We start from the raw sequence: 13907 nt of genomic DNA on the forward strand, positions 1-13907 counted from the left end.
ACGACAAGGGGAGGCCAGTCATGCCAGAAAGGTAATGGGGGCAGATCCGCGCGTGGGTGGCGCATAGCCGGCACGGCTCGGCGGGGCGACCTCGCCGCCCCTGCCGGGGCGCCAACCGGTCAGCTCAGCAGCGCGCGAAGGCGACGCATGACGCGCGGGCCCTGGTGATGGGCGCCGGTCGCGCGGCACCGGGCCGTCCCTTCCAACGGGCTTTCCCAGCGATGTGCTCGCAACGCCGGCGGTATGCACCGAAAGACGTGTCGTTTCGGCCCGCCATCCCCTTAGGCTTGGTGCATGTCGTCGAAACGCCACATCCTGACTGCGGTGGCCTGGCCATACGCCAACGGCCCACGCCATATTGGGCATGTCTCCGGTTTCGGAGTTCCCTCCGACGTCTTCGCGCGCTTCCAGCGAATGTCGGGCCACGACGTGCTCATGGTCAGCGGCACCGACGAACACGGCACGCCGATCTACGTACTGGCCGACCAGGAGGGCATCAGCGCCCGCGAACTGGCCGACCGCTACAACCGGCTCATCGCCGAAGATCTGGTGGCTCTGGGACTGTCCTACGACCTGTTCACCCGGACCACCACCTCCAACCACTACGCCGTGGTGCAGGAGCTGTTCACCGGCCTCTACGAGAACGGCTACATCTTCGCCCACACCACCAAGGGCGCCATCTCGCCCTCGACCGGGCGGACGCTGCCGGACCGCTATGTCGAAGGCACCTGCCCCATCTGCGGTTACGGCAGCGCGCGCGGCGACCAGTGCGACAACTGCGGCAACCAACTCGACCCCACCGACCTCATCGAGCCCCGGTCCAAGATCAACGGGGAGGTACCGGAGTTCGTCGACACCGAACACTTCATGCTCGACCTGCCGGCGTTCACCGAGGTGCTCGGTGACTGGCTGAGCTCCAAAGGCGACCAATGGCGTCCCAACGTCTTGAAGTTCTCGCTCAACCTGCTGCACGAGCTCCAGCCGCGCGCCATCAGCCGCGACATCGACTGGGGGGTGCCCATCCCGCTGGAGGGGTGGAGCGAGCAGCCCAACAAGCGCATCTACGTGTGGTTCGATGCGGTGATCGGCTACCTGTCGGCGGCCATCGAGTGGGCCAAGCGCAGCGGTGACCCCGAGGCGTGGCGCGCGTGGTGGCAAAGCGAGGACGCCGAGTCCTACTACTTCATGGGCAAGGACAACATCGTCTTCCACGCCGAGATCTGGCCCGCCATGCTGCTCGGCTACAGCGGGCGGGGCGACAACGGCGGCACTCCCGGCTCGCTGGGCGCGCTCAACCTGCCCACCGAGGTGGTTTCCAGCGAGTTCTTGACCATGGAGGGCCGCAAGTTCTCCTCGTCGCGGCGTGTGGCCATCTACGTGCGCGACTTCTTGGAGCGCTACTCCGCCGACGCGCTGCGCTACTACATCATCGCCGCCGGCCCCGAGACCCAGGACACCGACTTCACCTGGGCCGAGTTCGTGCGCCGCAACAACGACGAACTGGTCGCCACGTGGGGCAACCTCGTCAACCGGTCGATCTCCATGGCGGCGAAGAACGTCGGTGAGATCCCCGAGGCGGGCGAGCTCACCGACGAGGACCGCCGCGTGCTCGACCTGTCCAAAGCCGCCTTCGACACGGTGGGCGGGCACCTGAACCGGTCGCAGTTCAAGGCCGGGTTGCAGGAAGCTATGCGTACGGTCGCGGAAGCCAACAAGTACTTCTCCGACCAGGCGCCGTGGGCGCTGCGCAAAACCGACCCCGAGCGGATGCGCACCGTCTTGCATGTCGCCCTGCAACTGGTCAGCGACGCCAAGACGCTGCTCACCCCGTTCCTACCCGCCTCGTCCAATAAGGTGCACGAGATGCTGGGCGGCACCGGCGTGTGGACGGGCATGCCGAGGCTGGAGGAGGTCACCGACTCCATCGCCGGCGAGGAGGGGTTCTCCTCTTACCCGATCATCACCGGAGAGTACGCCGGCAACGAGGCGCGCTGGGAATCCATCCCGATCCGTCCCGGCACCAAGCTCTCCGCACCCACCCCGCTGTTCGCCAAGCTCGACCCCAGCGTCGTCGACGAGGAACTGCAACGGCTGGAGAACGAGGCCGGCTAAGGGCCGGCCAGAGCGTCGTACCGCCCGCCGGGGTGGGGCGGGGCCACTTCCCGTCTCACCCCAAACGCGCCTAAGGACAAAGGGCGGGGGCGGGGCATGCCCGCCGTCGCCCGACAGGCGCGCGGCTGCCCCGAGCCGGTTCGCGGCAGCGAAGAAATGAATAGACTTCATGGCCGTGAGTAAGAGCAAGCGCGGCGGGTCGGCCGTGCGTCAGCGCAACGCCCAGCAGCCGCCGCCCGCGCCGGAACCGTTGCGGGTGGCGGTGGCCGACAGCCACACCCACATGGACATGCAAAGCCCGGAGGTCGCCGAGATCGTCGCGGCGGCTGCGGCCGTGGGGGTTTCCCCGCTGATCCAGGTCGGGGTCGACGTCACCTCTTCGCGGTGGGCGACCGAGGTCGCGGCGCAGTATCCCCACGTGTGGGCCGCTGTAGCCCTGCACCCTAACGAGGCGCCCCGGATCGTGCACGGCGACGGTGCGCCAGGGGTCGAAGCTGACGACACCGATTGGGCCGGTAAGCACCGTCCGGCCGGCGGGCAGGCCGGTCTGGAGGAGGCGCTGGCCGAAATCGACCGCCTGGCGGAGCTAGCGGTCGTACGGGCCGTGGGCGAGACCGGGCTGGACTACTTCCGCACCGGCCCGGAAGGGGCCGCGGCGCAGCAGGAGTCGTTCCGTCGCCACATCGACCTCGCCAAGCGCCACGATCTCGCGGTCATGATCCACGACCGCGACGCTCATGAGGACGTGCTGCGGCTGCTGCGCGAAGAGGGCGCGCCGGAGCGGGTGATCTTCCACTGCTTCTCCGGTGACGCCGACCTGGCCAAGATCTGTGCCGAGCACGGCTACTTCATGAGCTTCGCCGGCAACGTCACCTTCGCCAGCGCCCATGAGCTGCGCGAGGCCGCCGAGGTGGCACCGCCGGAGCTGATCCTCGTCGAAACCGATGCCCCTTTCCTCACGCCCAAGCCCTACCGGGGGCGGCCCAACGCGCCTTACCTGATCCCTTACACGCTGCGGGCCGTGGCCGAGGCCAAGGGCATGGCCGAGGACACGCTCGCGGCGACGGTGGCCGACAACGCGCGGCGCGCGTTCGGGCTTTGACGTCCTCCCCTTTCGGTTTCCCCTCGTGGTATCAGAAGCCGCCGTATCGTCGCGATGGCGCGTGACCACAGGACGGATACGCCGGGAAGAGCGCACGACCTCACAGTGGTGGTATCGAATCCGCAGGGTGCGGCAGCGGGATCTGGTTCTCGCCCGAGGCGAGCGTGAATCTGGTCAGGGTGCGTGCCGGGGCGCCGGGCTCGGTCACATAGGACAGGATTCGGAAGTCGGCGGTGAGCCCGTCGGGGGTGATGTCGCAGCGCAGGTAGCCCCGCTGGGCGTTGTAGAGCCGTACGTGGGGGTTTTGCAGCCATAGCTGGGCGTAGCTGTCGGCGGGAGCGCCGTTCATGTCGGAGGAGATGGAGGTCCCGACGAGCTCCACACCGAGCGGCGGCGAGGCGGGATCGTCGAAGTCGGCGTGGAGGTTGGCGGCGACGTTGCGGTGGATGTCACCGGTGAGCACCACGAAGTTCTCCATCTGGGACTGGCGGACCGCGGTGAAGACCCGGTCGCGGCACGCGGTGAAGCCATCCCATTGGTCGTTGCTGTAGGCGTGGCCCGGCCCCGGGTCGCGGTCGATCTGGGCCATAACGACCTGGTTGGCCAGCAGGTTCCACTGTGCCTGCGAGGAGGTGAGGCCGCTGGTGAGCCAGCGTTCCTGTTCCATCCCCAGGATGCTGCGTTCGGGATCGTGGCGCTCGGGCGCGTCGTCGATGACCGCCCCTCGTGGGAAGGGGTCGCGGTACTGGCGCGTGTCGAGCAGGTGGATGTCGGCCAGTTGGCCAAACGACAGCCTGCGGTACATCTGTGCGGAGGGGCCGTAGGGGGTCCTGACGGAACGCAGCGGCATGTTCTCGTAAAACGCCTGGTAGGCAGCGGCGCGACGGCTCCGGAACTCCTCCGTGGCCGTGCCGTGCTGGGAGACCTCAGCGGCGTAGTTGTTCTCGACTTCGTGATCGTCCCATGTCACCAGCCACGGGAATCTCGCGTGCGCGGCTTGCAGGTCGGGGTCGGTCTTGGTCAGGCAGTACCGCAGCCGGTACTGCGGTAGGGAAACGATCCTGGCGGCGTGCTCATCGCCCAGCTTCTGGTCGCGTTGCAGGTTGCCGCCGGCGACGATGCCGTATTCGTAGATGTAGTCGCCGAGGAAGATGACCGCGTCGAGGTCGTCGTCGGCCATGTGACGGTAGGCGGTGTAGTAGCCGTGGTACCACGCCTGGCAGGAGGCGGTGGCGAGGGAGAGGCGTGCGGGGGCGGCGGTCGGGGCCGGCGCGGTGCGGGTGCGGCCGGCGGGGCTGACGTGAGAGCCGACGCGGAACCGGTAGTGGTAGACCCGCCCGGGGCGCAGCCCTTCCACTTCCGGATGCACGGAGTGGGCCAGTTCCGGTGTGGCGACCGCGGTGCCGCGTCGCACGACCTTGGTGAAGTTGGCGTCTTCAGCTACCTCGAAGGTGACTTTGACGTCACGCTGTGGCATACCGCCACGCCCGTCGGGGGCCAGCGGATCGGGCGCCAGCCGGGTCCATAACACCACACTGTCGGGCCGGGGGTCTCCAGAGGCCACACCGAGAGTGAAGGGGTCAGCGGGGAGCCGCTCACGGGCGTGGGCGGGAACGGGGGCGAGGCCTACCCCAAGCAGGAAGGCCATACTGCTGACGCCGGTGAGGTGGAGAAGGGTGCGGCGGTCGAAGCCAGGCGTAGGCGGGGTTGCCGGTCGAGCTGTCAAAGGTCGCCTCCCGGGAATGTTGCACCAAATCAGGTGCAACATTCTCCGAAAAGCCGACACGGAACGTAATTAGGCACGCACAGAAAGCGTAAAACAGTGCGTACTCCGCCCCTGTCCCTGTACCAACGGCAGCGGCGCTCGGCCCGATCGCGGGCCGAGCGCCGCTTTACCCGGAGCCACTCACCCCCGGGATTCGAGGTGTGTGGCCGTGTCCATGGGAGCGAACGTCATCGCTCTCAGAGGTGGACGCCGGGGAGCCGAAACCCTCCGGACGCGAGGGGTACGATCTCCACCACGTTGGCGATCTAGCTGTCGTCCGCCAGCTCAGACAGCCAGTCCCAAGTGCCGTCGGCAACACCGGTGGCCTGATCGGCGAGCCACCAACTCCACCCACCGGCCTGCTCAGTCAGCCCAACGGTCTCTTCGGCCAGCCACCAACTCCACCCACCGGCTTTGGTCGTGACCATGTCCTCGGCACTGGCCGGGAGGGCAGATCCCAGCAGCGCCGTAGCTGAGATAGCCACCACAGCACAGATCTTCTTCAGCACAGCACACCTTTCGCTCGCACTGCGGGTCCCTCCCCGTGCAACAAGATGACTTAGCTATCAGTCATTGCACAAGACCCCTAACCAGTCATTTTCGACAATCGCCGCCACACGGGAATCATTAGCCTAAAACGATGAAAATATACCGTAAAAGGTACGCTTTGGTCTCCTCGTCTCCGCTATCTCCAGGTGGGGAAACAGCAGCGAGCGCCGGACTATGACTACATGGCGGGACAGGCGTCGGATCAACGGCAGATGGTTCGGAGCTGCTCCACGGGAACACGAGGTATCCCCGACCCTCATTACGGGCGAAAAATCACTGGTCACCGGCCTCGGCCTCGCCGAGACAGGCAGCATATCGGTGCCCCCAACCCGAGGGCTGGCTTCACTTTACGCGGCCACCCAGGGCGGCTATCGGTCGTCAACCCGCGTGTCCCACGATTCCACGCTGGCCGTCACGGCTAACACCAGCATAACGCCAAATTTTGTTGAAAACCGCAGATCACAACACATTTCAGAGGAGAGATCTCAACTTTTGCCCACTCCTACGACAGGGGCGGAGAACGGAGCGATCACCTAGCACATCAGGCGTACCACCAGCGAGGACAGTGATATTAGGCATACACGGCCCAGCTAACGCGAGAAACATTCATTTTCCTTCGAGAGGCCTCACAGTCGGGGCTCTCGACAAGCGGCGGAAAGGCGGAAAGAGTAGGCGCCGCGCCAACCACAAATGGCAAAGAACAGTGGCGGCTTGCCCACCAGTCATTGACCTGTGGCTGTGTCCGCTACCAGGAAAAGAGGCGAGGACGCTGGGCCCTGTGCTACGAGGGGAACGACCCTGTCCCCCACCATCCGGAGGCAGGCGCAACCATCCAAGGGGCAGCAGCGGTGACCGCTGTATCCGAACCGACCCAAGTCCCCGGAACAGGGACGCGGGGAATACGCCCCCCGAAAACAACAACGGCCCGTCAGGGGTGATGACCTTCGATCACCGCCCGGGACGGGCCAGCCCGTGGACCTGACGGGACGTCACTCGAACCCGCGGGGCGAAGCCCCGCATCGGGGGTCTGGGGAGCGCCCCAGAAGAAACGACGAGACGACCCGGCGAGCGCGGTCACGCGCGAGCAGAGTCGTCTCGGAGTCAAGTGGAGCTGAGGGGATTTGAACCCCTGACCCTCTCGATGCGAACGAGATGCGCTACCGAACTGCGCTACAGCCCCTGATTCCGGATCACAGCCTAGCAGCTTGCGCGGGATGCTCGAAACGCGGCGTTGCCATGGGGGTTGGAGTTCTGTTTCTTGGAAGGACGGCGAGGGCCGGCGGTGGGCCCAAGCAAATGAGCGCCTCCGCCGTCGACTCGCCGGCTGACGAGTTCGCGCAGCGATCGAGGCACGAGCCAACAAAGAACGCCCCCAGCCGCTCAAAAACAGAAACCTAGTCTCCGGCGGCGCGCAGATGGGCATCGGCGTACTGGTCGTAGACCTGATCGGCGCGCTCGCGCAGGTGCACGATTTCGGCGGTGCGGGCCGCTTCGGCGGCGGCGCGGCGGGCTTTGAGCTCTCGGCGGCGGCGCACACGTTCGGCGGCGCGGCGTTCGGCGTCGACTTTGGCGGCTTCTCGGAGTAGGGCGAGATGGCCTGCGAGGAGCAGGACCGGGGGTGCGAGCACCCACCATGGACCGTAACCGAAGGTGACGGCGATGCCGGTGCCGAGGAGGAGGGCGAGGAGGCCGGAGGTGCGACGGCGCCGGCGGGCGATAACGCGGGCGCGTCCAATGGGAGGAACGGCGGGGCCGAGGGCCGCTTCGGCGAGCGTTTCCCGGTTTTCCGCAGGGGCGTCTTCGTCACTGTCGGGCTCGTAGGAGTCGGGGTCCTCCTCGGCGGCGTCGACGGGGGGTGTGGGGTCGGTGCGACGCAGGGAATCGGGCGAGGGATCGGTGGCATCGCGGCGTAGCAGCATGGGCACCAAAACGATGGCCCATACGATCACGATAGCCAGATACAGAGGAGAGCTGGTCATCGTCCCTCCTCGGACCGCCGAACCCTGGACAACCGGCAAACGCTCGGGCGACGCAATGGCGTATACCTGCACTTGACTCTTGGACGGGGCCGGACCAGCGGCGTGACCACGAATCTACAGGTGTGAGCCGTGACTCCGCACCGGCGATCGACCGGTTGCCCCCCATTCGCCATATGTACGTGTTGCCCGCATCATTAATGCGTCTACTTTCCGCACGGTACGACCGGGTGTCCGGTTATGCGCAGTATTAGAGTCGGAGTGTCGTGAGATCGGGCTCGTTCCCATACGCGATATCGATCCCCCAACACTAGGGCCGAAGGTCACACAAGCCCCTATGGCACGTCAAACACAAAAATATCGACTCAACCCGTTAATCACGCCAAAGCAGACACATCACTTGGTGTATTATTTTGACCACCGAGAGAAGAGGGATGGCGGCGGGCACGACCGCCGAACCGGTCCTCGCTCTGGGAAACGCGCGAACACAGCGAGCTACCTCGTCGTGGGGAGTCCGGTCAGGGACGTTCGGGCTGAGTGTGGGGTGAGCCGGAACCGCCCGTGGGATAGCGTTCGTTGGAAACGACGCTTTCGTGCCACTGGTAGCCGCCGTCACGGGCGTTCTCGCTTCGAGCGACGCGGCGCCGCCACCGCGTCAGGAGCCCTTCGGGGACGTCCTCAACGGTGAGCGCGTAACAGATGTGGTCACGCCAGGCACCGTCAATGTGCAGTTGGCGGCGGCGGATTCCCTCTTCGCTGAACCCGAGCTTTTGCACCACCTTGCGGCTGGCCTGGTTTTCTGGACGGATGTTGGCCTCGATACGGTGCAGCCCCACGGTGAAGAAGGCGTGGTCGATCGCGAGCGCGACGGCGGTGGGGATCACGCCACGGCCGGCGCAGGCGCTGTCGACCCAGTAGCCCACCTGGGCCGAACGCGCCGATCCCCACGTGATAGCGCCCACAGTGAGCTGGCCGGCGAAGCGGCCATGGTAGGTGACGGCCCATGGCATGGCGATTCCGTGCCTGGCCTCGCGGCGTATGGCGCTCACCATGGCGAGGTAGGGTGCGATGCTCGTTGTCGGCATGGGCATCTCGGGATGAGTGGGCTCCCAGGGCCGGAGCCATTCGACGTTGCGCGCTCGGGTCTCCCGCAGCGCCGAGGCGTCGCGCAACCTCAGCGGCCGCAGACCGACCGGACCTTCCTCAAGGGACTTCGGCCAGCCACGCATCAGGTTCACCGTCTTCCTCAGCCGCGTCCGGCATCACCGTGTGCCCCGAAGGACCGCTGTTCGCGCGCCCCCCGGGAAATGGGACTACTCCCGGTGATGGAGACAAGTATTCCATCTCATCTCCAAGGTAAGCGGAGTGCCCGCCCTATATCAGAAAGATCCACCGTAAATGCTGTGCTGAAGCTGGGGAAGACCTGGGAAAACCCGAAGACCGGGACTCAGGTGAGCGCTGGGGACCGTGTCACCCCGGGTAGGCTTCCTCGTCACTCCGGGTGGGCGTCCTCCGAGCGCGGATGGTCGCCGCCGCGCAACTGGTCAACAGCGTGGCGCAGGATCGGGTCGAGCACGCTCATCCCGTCCCGGACTCCTCCCGTGGAACCGGGCAGGTTGACGACGAGCATCCGGTGCCCCTGCCGGTCGACCACTCCGGCGAGCCCGCGCGACAGGATGGCGGTGGGTACGCCTTTTTGACTGCCGGCCACTCGTAGCGCCTCCGGGATGCCCGGGATTTCGTAACGCAACAGCGCCCGAGTGACTTCGGGCGTCGCGTCGTTGGGGTTGAGCCCGGTGCCGCCGGTGGTAAGCGCGACGTCGTACCCCTCGTCACAGGCGCGACGGAGCGCGTCGGCCACCGGTGGCCCGTCGGGGACCACCCGAGGAGAGTCAACGGCGAAGCCGGCGCGTTCGAGGAGTTCGACGAGCACCGGTCCGGAGCGGTCGGGGTAGGCGCCGTGCGACGCGCGGGTGGAGACGGTGACGACGACCGCCGTGAAAGAGCTCACCGGGACATCCCTCCTGCCGATCGGGCGCTGATGGCGCCGCTCACGCTGACCGGTGCCAGTAGCCGGTTTTGCCGCCCGTCTTCTCCTCGACTCTGACCTCGCTCACCACTGCCTCGGGGTCGAGGGCCTTGACCATGTCGACGAGAGCCAGGGCGGCGGCCATGACGCAGGTCAGCGCCTCCATCTCGACACCAGTGCGGTCGGCGGTACGGGTGGTGGCGGTGATGGCCACGCCGCCGCGCTCGTCGTCGACTGTCAGCGTGACGTCGGCACCGTGGATCGCGATGGGGTGGCATAGCGGGACGAGGTCAGGGGTGCGTTTGGCGGCCTGGATGCCGGCGATCCGCGCCACCGCCAGCGCGTCGCCCTTGGGGACGTCGCCGTGGCGCAGCGCCTCGATCGTCTCGGGAGTCAGGAAGACCACCCCCGTCGCGGTGGCGGTACGGGTCGTGACCTCCTTGCCCGACACGTCGACCATGCGGGCCGCTCCGGAGCGGTCGAGATGGGTGAAACCGTCGTGGTGCGAATCCTGCGAGTCCGACATGTCAACTCTTTTCCAACGAGGGGTAGGGCCGGGGCTCTACTCGCGCGAGCGGCGGTGCAGCGGTCTTGGGCATGGGCAGCGCTGGTAATCGGTACCTTGATGACCCGCTCACCCCTCCCCCAGCGGCAACGTAAGCACGTCCACGAGACTGTCCTTGGGAAGTTCCGTGGTGGCCTCCGGGACGACGATAAGAGCGTTGGTTCCGGCGAGCGCGGAAAGTTGGTGCGAGCCCTGCCGGGAGGCCGGGGTGACGGTGGGGATGGCGCCCTCGGCACTGCCCCGCCCGTACTCCAACACGCCCCGCAGGTAGGAGCGACGCCCCTCGGGAGAGTGCACCGGCGCGGTGAGTTGGGCGCGCACGGTGGGAAGCGGGTCGGGCGCGAGCCCGCGCAGCCGGCGCAGGGCCGGCAACACGAAGAGGTAGAAGGAGACGAAGGAACTGACCGGGTTGCCGGGAAGCGTGACGATCGGCACAGCGGCGTCGCCGACCGTACCGAAGCCCTGGGGTTTGCCGGGCTGTACGGCGACCTGCTCGAAGCGCACCGTGCCGACGTTCGACAGCACCTCCTTGACGACGTCGTAGGCGCCCATGCTGACACCGCCGGTGGTGACGACGATGTCAGCGCGTTCGATGACCCGCTCAAGGGTGCTGAGGACCTCAGCGGGCTCGTCGCCGATGAAACCGTGCCGCTGCGCCTCACAGCCGACGTCGCGCGCGGCTCCGGTGAGCATGAAGCTGTTGGACTCCCAGATCTGCCCTGGGCCGATCGGTGTCCCCGGCTCCACCAACTCCTCGCCGGTGGAGAGCACGGCCACCCGCGGTCGGGGGCGCACGCTCACCGAGCCACACCCCACCGCGGCCAGTACTGACAGTTCGGCCGCGCCGACCCGCACGCCGGCCTGGAGGAGCGGGCTCCCCTGCCGCACGTCCTCACCGGCCCGGCGCACCGCGTTGCCCTCGGCGGCGGGGCGGCGGATGGCTACCTCGGTCGTTCCGCCGTCGGTCCACTCTACGGGGACGACAGCGGTGGCGCCGGTGGGCAGCGGGGCGCCGGTCATGATCCGCGCGCAGCCTCCCGGCGGGACCGGCTGGGTCGAGGTGCTGCCGGCGGGGATGTCGGCCACCACCGACAGCGAGACCGGGGCGGCCTCGCTGGCACCGGCGACATCGGCGGCGCGTACGGCGTAGCCGTCCATCGAGGAGTTGTCGAAGCCGGGGAGCGCCACTGGCGAGGTGACCGGTTCGGCGAGCACCGCGCCGTGGGCGTCGAGGAGGTCGAGTTCGCGTGGTTCGAGCGGCTGGACCAGGTCCACGAGGTCGGTGATGTGTTGTTCGACGGTCTTCATGCCGCTCCCTCGCCCTGCTCGTCTCGCGTCGCGCTGTCGGTGTGTGACCGGTGACTCTTCCCGTAGCCGTCGAACGCGGCCGGGCCGAAGGCTGGGAAGGGCCACCCGGGCGTCGAACTGCCGGTGGCTCAACTCCGTTTGGCCACGAATTCGCGGAGCCACGGCAGCAGCTCTGTCGCCAGATCCGGCCGGTCACACGCGAATTCCACCACAGTGCGAAGGTAGTCCACCTTGTTTCCGGTGTCGTAGCGACGCCCGCGAAAAAGCACACCGTGTACCGGTCCGCCGTCAACGGGCTTGCGTTGGGCCAGCTCACGCAGGGCGTCGGTGAGCTGAATCTCTCCGCCGCGGCCGGGCGGGGTGTCGCGCAGGACATCGAAGACGGCCGGGTCGCAGATGTAGCGACCGATGATCGCCCAACTGCTGGGCGCCTGGTCGGGGGCTGGTTTCTCCACCAGATCGGTAACGGTGACCACATCGGCGTCGTCGGTGGGCTCGATGGCGGCGCAGCCGTAGAGGGAGGCTTGCTCAGGCTCGACCTCCATGAGGGCGACGACGCTGCCGCCGTAAGTCTGCCGCACGCGGATCATGCGTTGCAGCAGCGTTTCCCGGCCGGCGATGATGTCGTCGCCCAAGAGCACGGCGAAGGGCTCGTTGCCGACATGGGCGGCGCCACACAGCACCGCGTGGCCCAGGCCCCGAGGCTCGCCTTGGCGCACGTAGTGGAGCTGGGCCAGCTCACTGGACTCGCGTACCGACTCCAGGCGCTCCTGGTCGTTTTTGAGGCGGAGGGCCTCCTCAAGCTCGTAGGCCCGATCGAAATGGTCCTCGATGGAGCGCTTACTGCGGCCGGTGATCATCAAAACGTCGGGAAGTCCAGCGGCGACGGCCTCCTCCACGACGTACTGGATCGCCGGTTTGTCGACGATCGGCAGCATCTCTTTGGGCGTGGCCTTGGTAGCGGGCAGGAAGCGGGTGCCCAGGCCCGCTGCTGGGACAACGGCCTTGGTGACGGGTGCCACATGGGGTTGGGAATCAGCCATGTCGGCACTTTAGGCCACAACAGCGACGGAAGATTCCTGGCATGCGGAGGATGACCTGCGGCTGCATCTGATTTGTACTGACAAAAGGGGTATACGGAGAATCCAGGCAGTTGCGAGGAAGGAAATTATCGACCGATTCTTACCTGGGGCGAGGGTCGAATGCGGGCAGTGTCACACTTGAACCACCATGGATCAGCACCAGGCCAAGCGCGAGATGCGCGAACGACTCCTCGCCGCGCGGCGTGCCATGCCGGCGGCCGAACGCACCGCTGCCGGCTCGGCCCTGCGCGACGCGGTACTCGCCCTTCCCGGCATCACGATGGGCGGCACCGTGTGTGCCTACCACTCGATCGGGACCGAGCCTCCCACGCACAAACTCGTCGCCGCGCTGTGGAAGCACGGTGTCTACGTGCTGCTGCCGGTCGTGCTCGCTGACGGCAGTCTGGACTGGGCGGCCTACGAGGGGCCCGACAGCCTCACGCCGGCCGATCACGGCCTCCTCGAACCCATGGGACAGCGCTACGGCGCCGAAGCGGTACACCGGGCCGCGGCGGTGATCTGCCCGGCTTTGGCGGTGGATCACGGCGGCGTCCGGCTGGGGCGCGGCGCCGGGTACTACGACCGGGCGCTGGCGCGGGTCGGGCCGAACACGCTGACGTTGGCCGCTGTCTATGACGACGAGTTCGTCGACACCGTACCGGCCGAGCCCCACGACCAACCGGTAGGCGCGGTCGTCACCCCGGGTGGGGGCGTGCGACGACTCGCCCCGCAGTGAGCCGACCGCCGGCGAAGGCGGCGGCCACGTGGGGGCCGTCGAGGTCAGCGCACCGCTCTGACCTCGATAGGGAACAGTCTCCTCGGAAAAGGCGTTGCTTCACGTGGGCTGAGGCAGCCGGGCGATGGCGCCTCCTGCCGGCCCGGTGGTGCGGGACCGCACCGCGAGCGCGTACTATTTAGCAGTCGATGGGCGAGAGTGCCAGCAAGGAGGATTCGTGCCTACCTACCAGTACGCATGCACCGACTGTGGTGCCGATCTGGAAGTCGTGCAGAAGTTCAGCGACGACGCGCTGACCGACTGCCCCGAGTGCCAGGGGCGGCTGCGCAAGGTGTATTCAGCCGTGGGCATCGTGTTCAAGGGCTCGGGCTTCTACCGCACCGACAGCGGCAACAAGCCCAACGGCTCCATCACGGGCGGCTCGAACTCCTCGGAGTCGGGTTCCTCGGACTCCGGTTCCACCAGCGATTCCACCGCGTCGAGCTCCTCGAACTCGTCGAGTTCCGGCTCCGGCGACTCCGGCTCCAGCAGTGGTGGTTCGGACAGCTCCGCGAGCGCCGCCTCGAACACTAAGGTCGCCTGAGCCTTCCCTTACCCCTTTGTGGTCTCGCCATTGCCCGGCCGCGCCGCACCGCGGCCGGCCATCCTCGCGCGACCCGTGGTGTAAAGGTCGGTCACCGTCG

At 67.2% G+C, this 13907-nt stretch carries 12 protein-coding genes and 1 tRNA gene; 4 read left to right on the top strand and 9 right to left on the bottom strand.

The annotated features are described in order from the left end of the window. Positions 1-294 precede the first annotated feature (294 nt). On the top strand, positions 295-2112 hold the full coding sequence (gene metG / locus ABD848_RS11255) for a methionine--tRNA ligase (RefSeq protein WP_344970684.1): 1818 nt from the start codon (positions 295-297) through the stop codon (positions 2110-2112). A 175-nt stretch (positions 2113-2287) separates the two neighbouring features. Beyond that, positions 2288-3214 (top strand): TatD family hydrolase, encoded by a 927-nt coding sequence (locus ABD848_RS11260; protein WP_344970687.1) that lies wholly within the window; start codon positions 2288-2290, stop codon positions 3212-3214. A gap of 100 nt (positions 3215-3314) precedes the next feature. Here ABD848_RS11260 and ABD848_RS11265 read toward each other — a convergent pair whose 3' ends face one another. The 9 genes from ABD848_RS11265 to galU form a co-directional block, all read right to left on the bottom strand. Further along, on the bottom strand, positions 3315-4940 hold the full coding sequence (locus tag ABD848_RS11265; protein WP_344970692.1) for an alkaline phosphatase D family protein: 1626 nt from the start codon (positions 4938-4940) through the stop codon (positions 3315-3317). Positions 4941-5245: 305 nt separating this feature from the next. Next, the gene (locus ABD848_RS11270; protein ID WP_344970694.1) at positions 5246-5488 is read right to left on the bottom strand and encodes a hypothetical protein; all 243 of its coding nucleotides are present in this window, start codon (positions 5486-5488) and stop codon (positions 5246-5248) included. A gap of 1146 nt (positions 5489-6634) precedes the next feature. Beyond that, positions 6635-6708, bottom strand: a tRNA-Ala gene (locus ABD848_RS11275). 214 nt (positions 6709-6922) lie between these two features. Beyond that, a complete protein-coding gene (sepX, locus tag ABD848_RS11280; protein WP_344970696.1) occupies positions 6923-7507 on the bottom strand; it encodes a divisome protein SepX/GlpR in 585 nt (194 codons plus the stop codon). Between the two features lie 515 nt (positions 7508-8022). Beyond that, positions 8023-8733, bottom strand: coding sequence for a GNAT family N-acetyltransferase (locus ABD848_RS11285; protein WP_425567503.1), 711 nt, complete (start codon positions 8731-8733; stop codon positions 8023-8025). A gap of 263 nt (positions 8734-8996) precedes the next feature. Then, the gene (locus tag ABD848_RS11290; protein WP_344970700.1) at positions 8997-9515 is read right to left on the bottom strand and encodes a MogA/MoaB family molybdenum cofactor biosynthesis protein; all 519 of its coding nucleotides are present in this window, start codon (positions 9513-9515) and stop codon (positions 8997-8999) included. A 40-nt stretch (positions 9516-9555) separates the two neighbouring features. Beyond that, positions 9556-10059, bottom strand: a complete 504-nt coding sequence (moaC, locus tag ABD848_RS11295; protein WP_344970702.1) for a cyclic pyranopterin monophosphate synthase MoaC — start codon at positions 10057-10059, stop codon at positions 9556-9558. A 108-nt stretch (positions 10060-10167) separates the two neighbouring features. Next, positions 10168-11406, bottom strand: a complete 1239-nt coding sequence (gene glp / locus ABD848_RS11300) for a molybdotransferase-like divisome protein Glp (RefSeq protein ID WP_344970704.1) — start codon at positions 11404-11406, stop codon at positions 10168-10170. A 128-nt stretch (positions 11407-11534) separates the two neighbouring features. Further along, positions 11535-12449 carry a UTP--glucose-1-phosphate uridylyltransferase GalU gene (gene galU / locus ABD848_RS11305; protein ID WP_344970707.1) on the bottom strand — a complete coding sequence of 305 codons (915 nt, stop codon included), beginning with the start codon at positions 12447-12449 and terminating at the stop codon, positions 11535-11537. Between the two features lie 187 nt (positions 12450-12636). On the opposite strand from galU, the gene ABD848_RS11310 reads away from it, so the two are divergent. After that, the gene (locus tag ABD848_RS11310) at positions 12637-13224 is read left to right on the top strand and encodes a 5-formyltetrahydrofolate cyclo-ligase (RefSeq protein ID WP_425567498.1); all 588 of its coding nucleotides are present in this window, start codon (positions 12637-12639) and stop codon (positions 13222-13224) included. 217 nt (positions 13225-13441) lie between these two features. Next, on the top strand, positions 13442-13807 hold the full coding sequence (locus ABD848_RS11315; RefSeq protein WP_344970709.1) for an FmdB family zinc ribbon protein: 366 nt from the start codon (positions 13442-13444) through the stop codon (positions 13805-13807). The last annotated feature ends 100 nt before the right edge of the window (positions 13808-13907 follow it).

The sequence above is a fragment of the Salinactinospora qingdaonensis genome, assembly GCF_039539445.1.
Taxonomy (GTDB): Bacteria; Actinomycetota; Actinomycetes; order Streptosporangiales; family Streptosporangiaceae; genus Salinactinospora; species Salinactinospora qingdaonensis.